This is a genomic window from Caballeronia sp. AZ10_KS36 (assembly GCF_023631105.1).
Lineage (GTDB): Bacteria > Pseudomonadota > Gammaproteobacteria > Burkholderiales > Burkholderiaceae > Caballeronia.
In genome coordinates, this window is record NZ_JALQDQ010000044.1 from 21,781 (window position 1) to 38,141 (window position 16,361).

The window sequence follows — 16,361 nt, forward strand, 5'->3', positions numbered from 1 at the left end:
CGACGACACTACTTCGCGGACGAAACCACGAGCGGGCTGTCCACTGTGACGCGCGCCGTGACCGGCGAGCCGTTGACGATCGCATGCACCGTCGCAGCGGATGCGCTCGCGACCGTATCGGCGACCGGCCATTGTCGCGTGGCGTGCGCGAGCGCGTAGCCGAGCAGCCCCGGCGCGAGTTCGGTGATGCGGCCGTCACCCCACTCGATGCGCACTTGGCTCAGTTGCGCGTGCTCGGCATTGCCGTTGGCGGCGCGCAGCACGAGACGCGTTGGCGCGCCGGTGGGCGGCGATGCGCCATCGACGGGAATGTGCTGGAGCGAGAAATCGACCTTCGGAGCGACGCCGTTTCCGCTCGCGGTCGCGAAGACCGGCACTGAATAGCGCAACTGCATCCGCACGCCGGTGGTGCGGACGGTCTCGGCTTGCGGAATCTCATCGATGAGCAGACGATACGTTTCCTCACCCCCCGGCGTCTCGCGGCTCGTTCGCAGGATGCGCACCGTTTGATCGCCGCCTGCCGGAATAGTGATGATCGGCGGACTCGCGACGATGCGCTGGGCGTCGTCGAGTTTGTCCTCGTCGAGCGTCTGCGACCAGCCAAACACGCGCACCTGCGCGGTGATCGGCTCGCTGCCGCGATTGTGCAGCTTCATTACTGCAGCGGGCTGTTCGGGCGAGAGATCGACGCGGATCGGCGATACCTGAAGCGATCCTGCATGCGCCTGCGATGCGGGAAGCAACGGCAGCGCGGCGGCGCACAGGAACGCCGCGCGCCGGATGAGTCGAGAAGTCGGCATGTTGGCACCCTCAAAAAGTAACTGTCGTCGTGATGGTCGACGAATAGGCGCCCGCCGCGGGCGCGTTCTGAGGCGGCACGCGGCCATACACGGTGAGGGTTTGCGCGGAGCCGCTTCCGGTGTTCGAAAGCGTGTCGGTGCCGACCGTTTGGCCCCAGTTCTGAGTGCGGGCGGAGTCGCGGTACAGAGCGAAGTTGACCGTCGGCACGGGCGTGCCGGTACCGCCGAGCAAACGCGTGGCGACCGTCGAGCCGCTTACCGAGCCACCGTCGAGACCGACGTTGTATGCCGTGCCGCTGCTGCACGTCACGCTCATCGTCGTTGCCTGATCGATGTTCGACGTGATAAGGCCGGTCGTTCCGAAATTAAGTGAATTGGCCGTAATCGAACAGTCCGCCTGGATGGTCAGCGAGACCGTGAAGGTCGTCGTTTTAGGGCTGGCGGCATACGCCACCGGTGCCGCAGTGCCTAATGCCAGTGAGACGCCCAGAGCGACTGCCCGCGCCCTGGTACGACGGATTCTCTCAGATTGTTTCCGCATCTTTTCTCCGATATGCGTATATGGTTAGAGGCACTTATGCCGCGCCCCCCTGCTTCGTTTAACGGCGATAGGCAATTAATTCTTTAGAATCTCTTTGTTCGTCTTTTTCGGTAGGAATGCCCGATTAGAGAACCGGCAAGGTGGCTACCGCCGCGCGCAAGCTGCCTACGCCCGATGCCGGCCAGCTGCCGCTCGTAGCGCAGGTAACCCTACTTTTTGAGTTGACTTCAGACGCAAAGTCACTGTGATCGTCGATGCGACGTGCGAAAGCGCGCTCTTTTGACAAGCGTTACACGTGAAAGACGCATGGGCATGGACGTAGTTGGCTTGCGGCATAACCCACAAAGGATTTCTGCTGCCGCGCACAAAGCGCGACCGACAAACGGCGATACCGGACTGGAAGCAGTCTGGGTCGTCTGACCCCGCGTTAGGTGCGGCGCTGGGGCGCGCCGCACGCAAGGACAGCAAAGCGCGATGGAACAGCCGTGCGGGGATGGCTCGACGAATGGCAGAAAGGGCCGATCGGCAGCCATCGACTCAGACGGGTTCGGACTGCTTTCGAGTTGCTACTGACGCTTAAATGTCCTACCGTCTCATCGAGTGAACGTCCTTTTGGCCGACAAGCGCAAGCTCGGCGGCCACCGGCGATCACACTTCAATTTGCTCAGCCATGTCGAGAGCATCGCCCACGTCGATCCCGAGGTATCGCACGGTGCTTTCGATTTTTGTATGGCCCAAGAGCAACTGAACCGCGCGCAAGTTCTTAGTGCGTCGATAGATCAACGACGCTTTCGTTCGTCGCATGGTGTGCGTACCGTACGCGGTGTCATCGAGCCCGATGGAGGCGGCCCAACGATGGACAATGCGCGCATATTGGGGCGTCGACACGTGCGCTGAGGCATGCGGTCGACGCGGAAACAAATAGTCGGCAGGCTCCAATCCCCGCGCCGAAATCCAGGCAGAGACACCTTGACGAGTCTGCTCCGTGATTTCGAACTGCACTGATCGATGCGTTTTCCCTTATTCCACGGCACCCAACGAGCGCCGGAAGAACTAAGCGTTTCCATGACGATCTCCTCTTCAATGAAGGGAAATCGATTGAGCGCCTTGCGGAAGGGTCAATCTTCGACCCATTGCGGCCGCTTGTCGAATTTATCGACTGTCAACAGTAGCCCTGGCAGCCGACGGTTTCGGTCCGCAACTGCAACAACGCGCTTAGCGGTCTGACCGGCCCCGGGGCGTACCGGGCCTCGCCTTACTGCAGGCCGCCCGCTACGTTCACGTGATCGCCGGTAATCCAGCGAGCGTCGTCCGAGGCAAGGAAGACCACGGCGCGAGCGATGTCGTCAGGCCGACCGGCACGACCGAGCGGCGTCATGGCGACCATTCCCTTTTCCATGTCTGAGCCGACGATGCCGCCGCTATGCGTGCCTTCCGTTTCCGTATAACCCGGCCGCACTGTATTTACCCGGATCTTCTGTGGCGCCAGTTCCTTAGCAAGGACGCTCGTAATCGCATCGACGGCGCCTTTACTTCCCGTGTACACCGCGGTGGCCGCCGGCGTCAGCGACGTGATCGTCGAACTGATATTGATGACGCTAGCACCTTTGCCGAGATGGCGCGCGGCGGCTTGCGTGACCAGCAGCATGCCGAGCACGTTTGTGTCGAACTGGCGATGAAATTCGGCGGCGGTAATCTCGGCAAGCGGTGCGAACGCGTAGACACCGGAGTTGTTCACCACAATGTCAAGTCGGCCGAACTGATCGATAGCCGCCTGTACCAGTTTGGACGCATCGCTCGCGCTTGCCACATCTCCGCCCGCGATGACGGCCCGTCCGCCGGCCGATTCGATGTCGTCGACGACGGCCTGCGCGCCCGATTGACTGCTCGAATAACCGACCACAACCGCTGCGCCCTCGGCGGCCAGCGCCTTCGCAATCGCGGCGCCAATTCCTTTCGATGCGCCCGTGACGAGTGCAACCTTACCTTGCAGCTTGCTCATAATCTTTCTCCAATGAACGGCCTCCAAAGGCCAGAAGTTTTGAAACATCGACCATGCGACAAACGACCTTGATGCAATCGGCGCGATCAACCCTGACAGCCCAAGCCGCGCGTGGGTCCGCGCCAAGGGCGATGTTGGCCAACGAGTTTCTAGCTGGCCTGAGTGCGCCCCCTGTCGGAACGCTGGGCCGGTGCACCGCCCGTCGCAGCGGATAGCGCGGGTATCGCGGAGGCAACGGCCAATGCACCGCCGAGCAGCAACGCTCTGACGATACCGACGCTGTCGACCACATAGCCCCCGAGAGTCGCGCCTAGCGAAATGGCGATCTGAAACACTGTGACGAGCACTGCCTGTCCGGCTTCCGGCGCATCCGGCAATGCATTCAACATCCACGAGGTCATCGAGACGGGCACCAGTCCGAATGCTGCGCCCCACGCGAATGTGGCAACAGCGCCTTCCGTCACACCTCTGGCTCCTGTTGCAGACCCAAGCAGCACTGCGCCGATTACGACTGCGGCGAGCACTGCGGTGCCGCGCACGCTCTGCGCGACCAGCCTGCCTCCGACAAACGTGCCGGCGAAGCCTGCTACGCCATAGGTCAGCAGCAACGAGGTCACAGCGTCGGCCGAGAGGTTGTAGATCTGTTGCAGCATGGGCCTCAGATAGGTATAGCCGGCGAAGTGACCTGCGACGAGCAGCATCGCCATGACGAGTCCGCGCCGCGCACTTCTGTTAGAGAACGGTGCGAGCAGATCACGCGGCGTGATGGCGCGCGTGGACGGCAACGACGGCAAGGCAAAGAACTGCAGCGCGAGCACGCCTGCGGCCAGTACCGCGGTGACAGTGAACGCCACTCGCCAGCCTGCCATGTTGCCGATCAGCACGCCGGCTGGCACCCCCGCAATCGTCGCCACCGAAATTCCGGCGAGCACATACGACATCGCGCGTGGGAGCGCTTTCGCTGGAACGAGATGGCCGGTAGCACCGGGGGCAAACGTCCAGAAACCGCCGACGCATAAGCCGAGCAGAGCCCTTGCAACTAGCATGACAGTGAGGGTCGGCGCGATCGCCGCCAAGGCGTTCGACAACACGAGCAATCCCGACAAGGCCAGGAGGACGACGCGTCGGTCCAGCCGTCCTGATGCCAAGATCAGCACCGGCCCCATAGCTGCAGCAAAGATGCCAGGCATGGTGACCATCAGACCGGCGGCTCCTTCGCTTACATGAAGTGTCCCGGCAATGTTGGTGAGCAAACCGATTGGCAGGAATTCGGTCGTCACTGACGCGAAGGTGCCGAGCGCGAGCGATGCGACCGCTGCCCACGCCGGCTGCGCCGTTTCGTTGCGGTATGCGCTCACCATGGCAGAGCCTCGCCAAGGTGGAAGAAGCCACCATTCGGGCCGCCTTCCGGCAACAGTGCGAGTTGCACACTGGTCTTCGCGCCGTCGTCGACGGACATGGGTGCGCTGCTGCCGCCCATCGACGTCTGCACCCAGCCGGGATGAGCCGCATTCACCTTGACGCGGCTCTGTTGCAGCACTTTGGCGAGATGAACGGTGTATGCGTTGATCGCAGTCTTCGACGTGTCGTAAGCGACGGAGTTGGCACCATAAATCGGCGACGCGGGATCGCGATGCAGCGTCAGTGATCCGAGGATGCTGGAAAGATTGACGATGCGCCCTGCTGCGGACGCCTTCAACAAGGGCAACAACTTTTGCGTGAGCAGGACCGGCGCGAAGAAGTTAGCCTCCAGCGTGTCACGCAATACTTCTTCGGGGACGCTGGCCGCGTCGTAGAGATCCTTGACGCCGGTTTCGCCTTCCAGATAGACGCCCGCGTTGTTGATCAAAATGTCGAGCCGGCCTACGCTCGCATGGAAGTGATCGTAGGCTCTCTGATGATCCGCCGGATTTGTGACGTCGAAGATTAGGTAATCCGCCGTCAGTTCCTCGTCGCGTAACTGTCCGACTGCCGCTTCACCCGACGCTTCACTTCGCGCGCCGATCACCGGCAACACACCCGCTCGCGCCAGTTGGCGCGCAGTCTCAAGGCCAATGCCGCGGTTTCCACCAGTCACAAAAGCGACTTTGCCTTGATGGTTCACTGTGCTCATGTTGTAGTCGCGATGTCACCATCTGTGACTATAAAAATAACAATTAAGCGCAAAAAAATTACCGCTGCACTCTGCCATTGCTGCGGATCATGCTTACGACATCTTCGAGCGTCTGGCGAGCGAGCTCTTTTTCAAACGCGCTCTGTGCCTGCTGCAGCACGCTCTCCATACAGCCCTTGATGTTTCTGCTGACGTTACACCCTTCGGTCACCGGATAGGCGTGTATGGCAAAGGCCGCCGGTGCTTCGCTCGCACGATAAATGTCGAGCATGCTGATTTGCGACGGACGTTTCGCTAGCAGGCACGCCCCGCTCTTTCCACGGGTGGTTGTAACAAGGCCGGCGCGCGCAAGCTTGGCGATGACACGCCGCACGAAACTTGGCTCGGCGTTGACGCTACCGGCCAGCTCGGAGGAACGCACGGGCTCGCCATCATGCGCCCCGAGTGCGGCCATGACGTGCGAGGCGACTGAGAACTGAACATTGGTCTGCGACATAATGTGACTATAATTGGCACAATCCAGTTTGGCAAGAACCAAGCGTTCAATCGCCGCAACCGCGCACAAAGCCCCCATTGCGTAACGGCGCCAGAAGGGTGTGCCTACCGGTCGCCGCCTTAGGACCGAACGCTCTGTCAGACCTGCGCTTGGCCCCCATCGACAAACAGTTCGGCACCGTTCACGAAACTCGCGTCGTCCGAAGCCAAAAAGAGCGCGGCTGCCGCGATCTCGTTCGGGTCGCCGACGTGGCCCATCGGAATGCGCGAGGCCAGAAAGTCCAGCAAGCCTTGCTGCTGCGCAGCGTCCGGGCCGGCGAGTTCTACAAGGCCGGGCGTTTTCGTCGCGCCGGGGCTAAGCGTGTTCACGCGGATGCCGCGGTCCTTCAGGTCCAGAATCCAGCTGCGCGCAAAGTTTCGGATCGCCGCCTTCGATGCCGAGTACACGCTGAACGCGGCCGTGCCTTCGATCGTCGTGGTTGAGCCCGCGAGAATAACCGACGCGCCCTTCGACAGCAGCGGCAGCGCCTTCTGCACGGTGAACAGCGTGCCCTTTACGTTGCGGTCGAACGTGTCGTGATAGTGCTCTTCGGTGATGTCGCCGAGCGGCACCATCGAGCCGCCACCTGCGTTCGCGAACAGCACGTCGAGGCGGCCTTTCTCGTTGCGGATCTGTGCGTACAGCGCGTCGAGTTGATCGAGCTTCGACGAGTCCACGCGCACGCCCGTCGCATCGCCGACGGCCGCGACGGCGGCGTCCAGTTCGGGCTGACGACGGCCTGTGATGTACACATGCGCGCCTTCCGCGGCAAAGCGTTTTGCGGTAGCGAGACCGATGCCGCTGGTTGCCCCGGTAACAAGAGCGATCTTGTCTTCGAGCTTGCGTGCCATGATTTTTCTCCTTTGACTACTTCTTTCCGTTGAAGAGTGGTGCCCGATGTGAGGAGAATAGTGGCCAGCTTTGATTCGCGAAATAGAACGGCTCGCAAACCATCGTTGCAGAAATGCAAACACGAGGGGTTAACAGACGCGGAGTTTCATCCGCATTGTTTCCTGCACGATGGGGCGTCGCCGGATGACCGGCTAGCCTTGGGAAGCAGTCAATTCGGGGTTGCGCGTGAGTGGCCGCAAATGGCCGATTGGGTGAGGCCGCCGACGGCCGCTTTATCGCACTCCAGTTCGTAAAACCTTGATTCGACTGACTGACCGCTCTGCAGACGTCCGTCTGACCGGAGTGGGTCGTGTCGCCAACCAAGGTCAATCCGCCGCTCATCCCGGCGCGGTCCTGTGGAGCAGCGTATTAGCACTTAGAACATCGGTCGGCACTGAGCAGCACCGATTGGAGGTTCTTACCGCCATGGACGATTACGGTAGGTGATCGCGGCGCGTGGCAGAGCCTCGAAGCGCGCCCGGCGGCGTCCGCTTGCACTAGCCGTGCGACAAAGCAGGTCATCGCTTCTTCTTCAACGTCCCGCCTAAATCCATCTCCACCTTGACCGCATCCCCGCGATACACCACGTCCGCGTAATAGATGACGACGCCATCGGTATCGTTGAAAATGCGTTCGACGCGCGCCACCGGCGACTCGGAGGGCACCCGCAGCAGCCGCGCCGTCTCCGCATCCGCACTGCCGATGGTCAGCGTCTGATGCGCCTTGGCAATCGGACACGGCTTCAGGTCCATGAGCAGCGGAATCACCGTCTGCGTACGAAAACGCTCCCGCGATTTCGAAAAGATGCGCTCGTCCAGATACAGCGAGATCACACAGTACGGTGCCCCATCGGTCGAATGCACGCGCTTCATGTAGGTATAGCCCGGCGCGAGCGTGCCCTGCGACACGCCGACGGCGGGCACACGGCTGTGTTCATCGACGGTGAGCAACTCCGGCGTGGTCGAACGATACATTTCGGCCAGTTCCGTCAGGCTCGTCACCACCTGCACCGGCTTCACCGATGGCGCCGACGCCGACACGAACGTGCCGCGTCCGCGCTGCGGCGTGAGCGCGCCTTCGGTCATCAGCAGTTGCACCGCCTGACGGGCGGTGACGCGCGCGACATCGAACTCGCTCGCGATCTGTTCGAGCGTCGGAATCAGCTGGCCTTGCTGCCACACGCCGCGCGCGATGCGATCACGCAACGCGTCGGCAATTTGTAGGTAAAGCGGGATGGGGCTTGCCAGTGTGGCGCGTGTCATTGTCAGCATGTCTAGCCTATAGGAGCTCTACTATAGTGCCTCGGCGAGCGACGGCGCCGCGATCAGCCCCTGCACGAGCGCCGCGCCCTTCTCGCCGATCATGATCGCGGCGGCGTTTGTGTTGGTCGAGATCATGTTCGGCATGACCGATGCATCAATCACGCGCAGCCTGTTCACGCCTCGCACGCGCAGTTCCGGATCGACGACGGAAGTCTCGTCGGTACCCATGCGGCACGTGCCGACCGGATGAAACACGGTGCCGCCCTTCTGCCGCGCGAAGGCTTCGAGTTCGGCGTCGCTGCGCAGACTCGCGCCCGGCAAATGCTCCTCGCCCGTGACGAGCGGGCGGAAGCTAGGTTGATCGTAGATCTCGCGCAAGAGCTTCAGCCCCGCGACGAGCGTCTTCACGTCCTTCGTCTCGCGCAGATAGTTCGCGTGAATGAGCGGCGGCGCGAACGGATCGTTGCTGCGCAGACCGACTGTGCCCGCCGATTCCGGGCGGCACTGCGTCGCCGAAGCGGAGAAGCCCGAGAAGCCGTGGAGCGGATCGCCGGGTTTATCGACGGACAGCGGCATTACGTTGAAGAGGATGTCGGGACGGCCGCCGTCCGCGTGCTCGGTCGCCACCAGCCCGCCGACCTGCCCCGCGCCGACCGTCAACGGTCCGCGTCTGCTGAACAGCCATTGCGCGCCCATGCCGGCGAGCTTCAGCGGATTACGCACGTCGTCGTTGAGCGACATGCGCTTCTTCAGCTTGACGATGACACGCGCCTGATAGTGATCGCGCAGATTGCACCCGACTTCCGGCGCATGCACGCGCGAAACGATGCCATGTTGCCTCATCAAGACCGCATCGCCGATACCGGACAGTTGCAGCAGTTGCGGCGATTGCAGCGCGCCCGCCGCGAGCAGCGTTTCGCGCTCGGCGCGCGCCTGATGCACGACGCCGTCTCGCACATATTCGACGCCGATGGCATCGTCGCCCTTGAAGAGCACGCGCGTGACGTGCACGCAGGTCGTCACGGTCAGATTCGCGCGATTCGTGACCGGATGCAGAAACGCGGTGGCCGCGCTGCATCGCCAGTGACCGGCAATAGTCAGTTGGTACGGCCCGAGGCCATCGTCCTTCTCACCGTTGAAGTCGCTCGTGCGCGAAAAGCCCGCTTCCTCGCCCGCGCGCAGCCACGCCTCGCAATACGGATGATCGTTGCGCAGGTCCGACACGCCCAGCTCACCCGATGCGCCGTGATACGGCGTTTCACCGCCCGCATACTTCTCCGAGCGCTTGAAGAACGGCAGCACGTCCTTGAACGACCAGCCATGCGCACCGAACGCTTCCCAGTCGTCGTAATCAGCGCGCTGCCCGCGGATATAGAGCAGCCCGTTAATCGCACTCGATCCGCCGAGCACCCGCCCGCGCGGCCATACGATATCGCGCATGCCGGTCGTCGCCTCAGGCTCCAGCTTGAATTGCCAGGAAAAGCGCGTGTCGTAGATGCTGCGGAAATAGCCGACCGGCAGCTTCAGCCAGAAATTGCTGTCCTTGCCGCCCGCTTCCAGCAGCAGCACGCGGCACGACGGATCGGCGCTGAGCCGGTTCGTGAGCACGCAGCCCGCTGATCCGGCGCCGACGATCACGTAGTCGTACGCATCCTGTTTATCCTGCATAGTTCGTCTCCGTCTCGTTTGATTGTGGCCCGACTCCAGGCATCGAAAAGCATTCGCCAAGCCCCAAAACATGGTAGTACTATAAATCATACGTTCATACTTTCGAACATGACGAGGAGGCAGGCAATGACCGAAACGCGACGCGGAGCGTTTCCCCGGCTGGACACGCACGGCATCGAGCCGGTGAAAATCGAGCGCGTTGAGGCGCTGGTGTTTCGGTTTTCTATCGCGACGCCGGTGCATACGTCGTTCGGCACGATGACCGATCGGCCCGCCGTGTTCTTGCGCATTACAGATTCGGAAGGCGTTGAAGGTTTCGGCGAGGTCTGGTGCAACTTTCCGTCGGTGGGCGCGGAGCATCGCGCGCGGCTCGTCGAATCCGTCTTGCGGCCCATGCTCATCGGGCAACCTGTCGTGCATCCAGCCGATACATTCCACATGCTGACGCAGCGCACTGAAGTGCTCGCGCTGCAATCCGGCGAACCGGGTCCGTTTGCGCAAGCGATTGCGGGCATCGATCTGGCGTTGTGGGATTTGTGGGCGCGCAAGGCGAAGCTGCCATTGTGGCGGTTGCTCGGCGGCCAATCAGGCGACATCGAAGTCTATGCGAGCGGTTTGAATCCCGTCGGCGCCGAAGCGCTGGTGCGCGAGAAAGCCGCCGAAGGCTACCGCTCGTTCAAACTGAAGGTGGGCTTCGGACGCGAGCGCGATCTGAGCAATCTGGCGAGCCTCCGCGAGATCATCGGCGACGAATGCACCTTGCAGGCCGATGCCAATCAGGCCTGGGACGTGCAAACGACCATTGGGATGGCGCAAGCGTTCGCGGCGTTCGACCTCGGGTGGCTCGAAGAACCGCTGCGCTGCAATCGTCCGGTCGCGGAATGGCGCGCGCTCATAGAGCAATCGCCGGTGCCGATTGCAGGCGGTGAAAACCTCGCGGATGCGCAGAGCTTCGCCACTTACATCGAACAACGCGCCTATGACGTCGTACAGCCCGACGCCGCCAAGTGGGGCGGCATCTCCGGCTGCTGGCCGGTGATTCAGGCCACGCGCGCGGCGGGTCTGCGCTACTGCCCGCATTACCTTGGCGGCGGACCGGGCTTGCTCGCATCCGCCCATCTGCTTGCGGCAGCCGGCGGCGACGGCATGCTCGAAGTCGATGCCAACCCGAACCCACTGCGCACGCTGTTGTGCGGCCCGATTGCGACGCCGAAGGACGGGCGCGTCACGCTCGGGGAAGCGCCGGGCATCGGCATCGTGCCGCCGCTCGACACATTACAGGAGCACATCGGGCAGGCGTCTTAAACATCCATACACCAGACGTGGAAAAAAAACCAGGAGACACAAGCATGGATCGGTTGGTCGTCAAATCGGCGCAGGACATAGAACGTTTCGTCGATGCGCATCCCTCGGACAAGCGCACATTGCTGCTCACGCTTGTCGCACTCAGCGGCATTTTCGTGGATGCCTACGACTTCGCGAGTCTCGGCGTCGGCATCGTGCAGTTGCGGCAGGCGTTTCATCTGACGCCAGCGGAAGTCGGACTCATCACCGCGATCATGGCGCTGGGCGCGTGTCTTGGCGGCATCCTCGGCGGGCGCTATATCGACCGGCTCGGGCGCTTCAAGATTTTGATCATCAACGTGGCGCTGCTGGTTGTGGCGGCGATCGGCGCGGCGCTCTCGACGAGCTTCGAAATGCTGCTCGGCTTCCGCCTGCTGATCGGTATCGGCGTGGGTCTCGATTTCCCGGTCGCGTTGTCGTACGTGGCGGAGATCGTGAACAAGAAATCGAAGACCGCCAGCGTCGGCGCGTCGCAGGTGATGTGGTATGTCGCGGCATCGTGCAGCGGGCTCGTCATTCTCCCCTTCGACACGGCCATGTTCGGCGATCACCTGTGGCGCTTCGCAATCGGCTTTGGCGCGATTCCGGCGCTCATCATCCTGCTCGCCCGCTACTTCTTTGCCGATGAAAGTCCGCGCTGGGCCGCGCACAATCTGCCGCTCGATCAGGCTGCGACGATTCTCGAGAAGACGTACAACGTACGCGTCGATCTTCAGCCGTCGGGCTTCGCGGAGAAGCGCGAAGCAAAGCAGACGCTGTCCGCGCTGTTCAAGGGCAAGTATCTGCCGCGCACCATTCTCGCGTCGGCGGTGTGTATCACGCAGGCCATCGAATACTTCTCGGTCGGCTTCAATATTCCGTCGATGTCGCAAGCCATTTTCGGCAATTCGATGCAGAACGCCATCCTCGGCGCGGTGTGCTTCAACGTGTTCGGCATCATCGGCGCGGCGCTTGGCGCGAAGTATTCCGCGAAGGTCGGCGTTCGGCGCATGTCGATGTTCGGCTACTGCATCGTTGCCATCAGCCTGCTCCTGTTCGGCACGATGCACGCGCATCTGAGCCCGTACGCGATGGCCGTCCTGCTTGCCGCGATGATCTTCGGCCACTCGATCGGTCCGGGCCAGGGCATGACGCTCGCGACGCTCTCGTATCCGACCGAACTGCGCGGACTCGGCTCCGGATGGGGACAAGGCATGGCGCGCGGCGGCAGCATCTTCGGCTTCTTCCTGTTCCCGATCATCATGGCCTCCGCAGGCATGGCAACGACGCTGCTTTATATCGCCGTGGTGCCGGTCGTCGGCCTCGTCATCGCGCTGATGATCAACTGGGATCCGATCTACGAAGACACCAACCCGGTGCCGAAAGTCATCTCGACCTCGCGTACTTGAGCATCAGGAGATTTGCAGACAATGGCGGCACACCATTCCAATCACGCTTATCCCGACACGCTGCTGCATATCGGCGGCGCATGGCGCGCGACGGGGCGCTCGCGAACCGTCGAGAATCCCGCGACTGAAGAAACCATCGGCATCGTCGCACTCGCGGACGAACGCCAACTTGAAAACGCGGTGCAGGCAGCAAAGCGCGGCTTCGCCACATGGCGCAAGGTTTCCGCGTTCGAACGCAGCAAGCTGATGCGCATCGCCGCGCAGAATCTGCGCACGCGCTCCGAAGCCATCGCCGTGATGATGACGATGGAGCAAGGCAAGCCGCTCGCGGAGTCGCGTCTCGAGACGCTCGCCGCCGCCGACACCATCGAATGGTTCGCGGAAGAAGCGCGGCGCACGTATGGCCGCGTGATTCCCGCTCGCGCCGATGGCGTCGCGCAGATCGTCACGCGCGAGCCGGTGGGCATCGTCGCTGCGTTCACGCCTTGGAATTTCCCGCTGAATCAGGCGGTGCGCAAGGTATCGGCAGCGCTCGCGGCGGGGTGCGCAATCATCCTCAAGGGACCGGAGGAAACGCCTGCAAGTTGCGCAGCGCTGGTGCAGGCTTTCATCGATGCCGGTCTGCCCGAAGGCGTGCTCAATCTCGTGTTCGGCGTGCCCGCAGATGTGTCGAGCTATCTGATCGCGCATCCCGCGGTCGCGAAGATTTCATTCACGGGATCGACACAAGTGGGCAAGTTGCTTGCATCGTTGGCGGGCCAGCACATGAAGCGCGCGACCATGGAACTCGGCGGACATGCGCCGGCTATCGTCTTCGCGGACAGCGACTTGCCGCGCGCAGCGAAACTGCTCGCGGGAGCCAAGTTCCGCAACGCCGGGCAAGTGTGCATATCGCCGACGCGCTTTCTCATCGAGGAAAAAGCCTCCGAGGAATTCACGCATCGTTTCGTCGATGCCGTACGCGCACTCGAAACCGGCGACGGTCTGCATGAAGGCGTGCAGATGGGACCGCTTGCGAACGCACGCCGCGTCGATGCCATGGAGCGCCTCGTCGCTGATGCACTCGACCACGGCGCATCGATCGCGCTCGGCGGCAAGCGTCCGAACCGGCGCGGGTTCTTCTTCGAGCCGACGGTACTGACGAACGTGTCGGGGAAAGCGCGCGTGATGAACGAAGAGCCGTTCGGACCCATTGCGCCGATCACGACGTTCCGCAGCTACGATGAAGTGATCGCGGAAGCGAATCGCCTTCCCGTCGGCCTCGCGGCCTACGCCTACTCGCGCGACGCGGCCAGGCTCGATGCACTCGCACGCGACATCGAAAGCGGCATGATCTCGCTGAATCATCACGGCCTTGGTTTGCCCGAAGCGCCGTTCGGTGGCCTCAAGGAATCGGGCTATGGTTCGGAAGGCGGCACGGAAGCGATGAAGGCCTATCTCGTGACGAAATTCGTCTCGCGTATTGCTTGAACGTTGCGACACCGGTTATTGATGCCTTCGACGAATCTCGACGTCAAAGCGGTAAGTCTCTCGTCGTTAAGCGACTGACCACTTCTAGATGCGTTTTCCGAGTAATCCGCGCGGACTGCGAGGGCCTGACTAGCGCTTCGCGTGGACCAATATCGGTCCCCGAATGTCTTTGATCTGCTTTGGAACGGCCGCTCAAGCGACCGCGCGCGGCCTCCGGGGAATGGCAGGAACTGGCCGGTTGCCGACGATCGCCCTTTGGCGCTGTCCCCGAGTACCGACGGCGCACCCGTGCGCTGGCCGACGCACGAGTGCACCCGGCTATTGCGGCTTCACGAGTCTGTCGCCTTGACCTCTGCCAGCGGGCACTAGCCTGAGGGGAACTGGTCAAGCAAACCTACTTGGCCGCAACTTCAGGATCCAACCACATGGCTTTCAGCATCGACGCTTCGAGCATCGTCTTCAAAGAAACACACCGCGGCATTAACGCAACTGCTGTCATCCTTACTAGCGACGGCAAGCGCGTCGGCGAGATCCATGATGTAGCTGAGAAGATCGTCGCTGACGTCGAATTCACCTGCGCGGACGCGCGCGTTGCATTCGCTGTAGAGGCACGACGCCTTCATCCTGTGGTACTCGGGCGCGCAGATCACCGAGACGATGTCTTCATCTCGGAGTACGCCCGTATCCTCCTCGCTGACGCCGAGAAGGTGCTTTTGTCACGACTCTCGACCGACTAGGTTTTGGCCTGACGCCCTGGCGCAATCTCCGGCGGCCCACCTCAGAAACGCTGCTTGCAACGATGGTCGTCTTCAAGACCGGCACGTAGGCAGGCGTTGGCGAGCGGTCCGCTGACGGCATGGCCTTCTCTGAAGGAATGACGCCCCACCATGCGCGGCTATGTCCGCTTCGCGTGGGGGGCCTTTGCCGCGTTTGGCGTCGTTGCGGCCTTGGTCGAGCGCGCCCGCGTCGCGTTCGTTTCCGACTTCGGCTTCTTCGTGCCAGCCGTTTTGGTATCAGCAGTGGAGATCAGAAACTTGGTCCTGTCCTTCACCGATGCCAACCATCCCGGCGCCTTGCCGCGGCCGCTCCACTCTGCTCCCGATTTGGGATCTCGGTACTTCGCCGGTTGGGGACCGCGAGGGTAGTTTCCCGTGCGCTTGCCCGAGTCCCTGTCGTTAGACTCGACTGCACCAGAGACCAGGAATCTCGCACGATTCTTAGCGTTCGCTATCCATGCCGGCGCTCGGCCTCGACCGCTCCACGTTGCGCCCGTCTTCGGATCGCGATATTTGCCGGTCACAGCTCGCGGAGCGTTGGCCGAGTCCTTTGCTGCGCCAGCTCTGCGTCGACTAGTCAGGTCGTCGATTGTCAGGCCGTGCTCTTTCATGAGCGAATGAATTTTTGCGACGGCAGCAATGGCCTGTTTCTTTTGAATCGCGTCTGCTCGAGCCTGCAATTTCCTAATCCTTTGTTCGATGTTTGAGAGGGTCGTCATTTTCTCCCCTGGGTCGTCTGACGTTCCGCACTATGCCATACGTCTTTTCTTCCAGGCTCCGAAACGCAGGCTAACGAACTCGCAACCGCCGTTGGTCAGCTCCGCGTAGCTTGAGCCAAGAGCGCCGAGTGACTTGACTACGCTGGGTTATTGGTAAGCTCATAGGCGTTCCAATACCCCTGCAGTCGAAGCCACGAACCGATGTCCAAAAGAAATCCGACGAAGTCGCAGCGTGCCGTGATGGAGTTGCTCGATCAGGGGTTACCGGTTGAGCAGATCGCGAATAGTCTCGGAAAGAGCGCCTTGGCTGTGAAGAAGCAGCTAAACCGGATCAAACGCCGGGTTCGTGAAGGAAGGATCGACCCCTCACCTTTGCCAATCGAGCGCGCCGCGAGCGAGCCGCGCGTCTACCTTGCCGGTTTCGACGTCTTCCGACGCGACGCGAAGGCACACGGCGAGCACCTTAAGCAGCTCTGTCGCGATCGCGGCTTCGTTGGCCTCTATCCACTCGACGGACAAGTCCCCTCCTCGCTTCAACGGCAAGACGCTGCTCGATGGATATATGCCGCGAACATCGAACTGATCCGGTCGGCCGATATCGTGATGGCGAACCTCGATGACTTTCGCGGGTCCGGTGAACCGGACAGCGGGACTGCTTTTGAGGTCGGCTTTGCGGCCGCGCTTGGAAAGCCGGTATGGGCATATCGGTCCAGCGGAGAGACGCTTGTTGAGCGCGTGAAGGCTGCGGCTATTGGTAGCGAGGGCGGGCTTTGTGCTAGTGCATTGCATCATTGAATTGGCACCCCAAGTGTGTTCAGATGCAGGTCATGGGCAAAATGAATCTGACCGATA

Annotated in this window: 14 protein-coding genes and 2 pseudogenes; 5 read left to right on the forward strand and 11 right to left on the reverse strand. The window is 61.9% G+C overall.

Annotation, left to right across the window (positions count from 1 at the left end):
• Positions 1-8: 8 nt before the first annotated feature.
• The 10 genes and pseudogenes from NCR35_RS27185 to NCR35_RS27230 form a co-directional block, all read right to left on the reverse strand.
• Positions 9-800: a fimbrial biogenesis chaperone gene (locus NCR35_RS27185; RefSeq protein WP_250537023.1), complete on the reverse strand. Its 792-nt coding sequence runs from the start codon at positions 798-800 to the stop codon at positions 9-11.
• Between the two features lie 10 nt (positions 801-810).
• Positions 811-1,341 carry a Csu type fimbrial protein gene (locus tag NCR35_RS27190; protein ID WP_250537024.1) on the reverse strand — a complete coding sequence of 177 codons (531 nt, stop codon included), beginning with the start codon at positions 1,339-1,341 and terminating at the stop codon, positions 811-813.
• 648 nt (positions 1,342-1,989) lie between these two features.
• Positions 1,990-2,358, reverse strand: a pseudogene (locus NCR35_RS27195) (tyrosine-type recombinase/integrase); the annotation flags it as partial.
• A 238-nt stretch (positions 2,359-2,596) separates the two neighbouring features.
• A complete protein-coding gene (locus NCR35_RS27200) occupies positions 2,597-3,343 on the reverse strand; it encodes a glucose 1-dehydrogenase (protein WP_250537025.1) in 747 nt (248 codons plus the stop codon).
• 149 nt (positions 3,344-3,492) lie between these two features.
• Positions 3,493-4,704, reverse strand: a complete 1,212-nt coding sequence (locus NCR35_RS27205; RefSeq protein ID WP_250537026.1) for an MFS transporter — start codon at positions 4,702-4,704, stop codon at positions 3,493-3,495.
• The gene (locus NCR35_RS27210; RefSeq protein ID WP_250537027.1) at positions 4,698-5,456 is read right to left on the reverse strand and encodes an SDR family oxidoreductase; all 759 of its coding nucleotides are present in this window, start codon (positions 5,454-5,456) and stop codon (positions 4,698-4,700) included. The genes NCR35_RS27205 and NCR35_RS27210 overlap by 7 nt, the downstream gene beginning before the upstream one ends.
• A gap of 58 nt (positions 5,457-5,514) precedes the next feature.
• A complete protein-coding gene (locus NCR35_RS27215; RefSeq protein ID WP_250537028.1) occupies positions 5,515-6,030 on the reverse strand; it encodes an Rrf2 family transcriptional regulator in 516 nt (171 codons plus the stop codon).
• Between the two features lie 59 nt (positions 6,031-6,089).
• Positions 6,090-6,842, reverse strand: coding sequence for an SDR family NAD(P)-dependent oxidoreductase (locus NCR35_RS27220; RefSeq protein WP_250537029.1), 753 nt, complete (start codon positions 6,840-6,842; stop codon positions 6,090-6,092).
• Positions 6,843-7,400: 558 nt separating this feature from the next.
• Complete coding sequence (locus tag NCR35_RS27225) at positions 7,401-8,153, reverse strand: GntR family transcriptional regulator (RefSeq protein WP_250537030.1); 753 nt, start codon at positions 8,151-8,153, stop codon at positions 7,401-7,403.
• 21 nt (positions 8,154-8,174) lie between these two features.
• Positions 8,175-9,812 (reverse strand): GMC family oxidoreductase, encoded by a 1,638-nt coding sequence (locus tag NCR35_RS27230; protein ID WP_250537031.1) that lies wholly within the window; start codon positions 9,810-9,812, stop codon positions 8,175-8,177.
• Positions 9,813-9,938: 126 nt separating this feature from the next.
• On the opposite strand from NCR35_RS27230, the gene NCR35_RS27235 reads away from it, so the two are divergent.
• The 4 genes from NCR35_RS27235 (at position 9,939) to NCR35_RS27250 (ending at position 14,751) form a co-directional block, all read left to right on the forward strand.
• Positions 9,939-11,117, forward strand: coding sequence for a mandelate racemase/muconate lactonizing enzyme family protein (locus NCR35_RS27235; RefSeq protein ID WP_250537032.1), 1,179 nt, complete (start codon positions 9,939-9,941; stop codon positions 11,115-11,117).
• Positions 11,118-11,161: 44 nt separating this feature from the next.
• Positions 11,162-12,544 (forward strand): MFS transporter, encoded by a 1,383-nt coding sequence (locus NCR35_RS27240; RefSeq protein ID WP_250537033.1) that lies wholly within the window; start codon positions 11,162-11,164, stop codon positions 12,542-12,544.
• A 21-nt stretch (positions 12,545-12,565) separates the two neighbouring features.
• The gene (locus NCR35_RS27245) at positions 12,566-14,014 is read left to right on the forward strand and encodes an NAD-dependent succinate-semialdehyde dehydrogenase (RefSeq protein ID WP_250537034.1); all 1,449 of its coding nucleotides are present in this window, start codon (positions 12,566-12,568) and stop codon (positions 14,012-14,014) included.
• A gap of 425 nt (positions 14,015-14,439) precedes the next feature.
• Complete coding sequence (locus NCR35_RS27250; RefSeq protein ID WP_250537035.1) at positions 14,440-14,751, forward strand: hypothetical protein; 312 nt, start codon at positions 14,440-14,442, stop codon at positions 14,749-14,751.
• A 158-nt stretch (positions 14,752-14,909) separates the two neighbouring features.
• Here the strand turns inward: NCR35_RS27250 and NCR35_RS27255 are convergent, their stop codons facing one another.
• Complete coding sequence (locus NCR35_RS27255; RefSeq protein WP_250537036.1) at positions 14,910-15,509, reverse strand: H-NS histone family protein; 600 nt, start codon at positions 15,507-15,509, stop codon at positions 14,910-14,912.
• Positions 15,510-15,710: 201 nt separating this feature from the next.
• On the opposite strand from NCR35_RS27255, the pseudogene NCR35_RS27260 reads away from it, so the two are divergent.
• Positions 15,711-16,274 (forward strand): annotated as a pseudogene (locus NCR35_RS27260) (nucleoside 2-deoxyribosyltransferase); the annotation flags it as partial.
• Positions 16,275-16,361: the final 87 nt, after the last annotated feature.

Bases quoted from the DNA above. Each gene is read 5' to 3' on its own strand.
- NCR35_RS27185 (WP_250537023.1), bottom strand. From the start codon at position 800: ATGCCGACTTCTCGACTCATCCGGCGCGCGGCGTTCCTGTGCGCCGCC.
- NCR35_RS27190 (WP_250537024.1), bottom strand. From the start codon at position 1,341: ATGCGGAAACAATCTGAGAGAATCCGTCGTACCAGGGCGCGGGCAGTC.
- NCR35_RS27200 (WP_250537025.1), bottom strand. From the start codon at position 3,343: ATGAGCAAGCTGCAAGGTAAGGTTGCACTCGTCACGGGCGCATCGAAA.
- NCR35_RS27205 (WP_250537026.1), bottom strand. From the start codon at position 4,704: ATGGTGAGCGCATACCGCAACGAAACGGCGCAGCCGGCGTGGGCAGCG.
- NCR35_RS27210 (WP_250537027.1), bottom strand. From the start codon at position 5,456: ATGAGCACAGTGAACCATCAAGGCAAAGTCGCTTTTGTGACTGGTGGA.
- NCR35_RS27215 (WP_250537028.1), bottom strand. From the start codon at position 6,030: ATGGGGGCTTTGTGCGCGGTTGCGGCGATTGAACGCTTGGTTCTTGCC.
- NCR35_RS27220 (WP_250537029.1), bottom strand. From the start codon at position 6,842: ATGGCACGCAAGCTCGAAGACAAGATCGCTCTTGTTACCGGGGCAACC.
- NCR35_RS27225 (WP_250537030.1), bottom strand. From the start codon at position 8,153: ATGCTGACAATGACACGCGCCACACTGGCAAGCCCCATCCCGCTTTAC.
- NCR35_RS27230 (WP_250537031.1), bottom strand. From the start codon at position 9,812: ATGCAGGATAAACAGGATGCGTACGACTACGTGATCGTCGGCGCCGGA.
- NCR35_RS27235 (WP_250537032.1), top strand. From the start codon at position 9,939: ATGACCGAAACGCGACGCGGAGCGTTTCCCCGGCTGGACACGCACGGC.
- NCR35_RS27240 (WP_250537033.1), top strand. From the start codon at position 11,162: ATGGATCGGTTGGTCGTCAAATCGGCGCAGGACATAGAACGTTTCGTC.
- NCR35_RS27245 (WP_250537034.1), top strand. From the start codon at position 12,566: ATGGCGGCACACCATTCCAATCACGCTTATCCCGACACGCTGCTGCAT.
- NCR35_RS27250 (WP_250537035.1), top strand. From the start codon at position 14,440: ATGGCTTTCAGCATCGACGCTTCGAGCATCGTCTTCAAAGAAACACAC.
- NCR35_RS27255 (WP_250537036.1), bottom strand. From the start codon at position 15,509: ATGACGACCCTCTCAAACATCGAACAAAGGATTAGGAAATTGCAGGCT.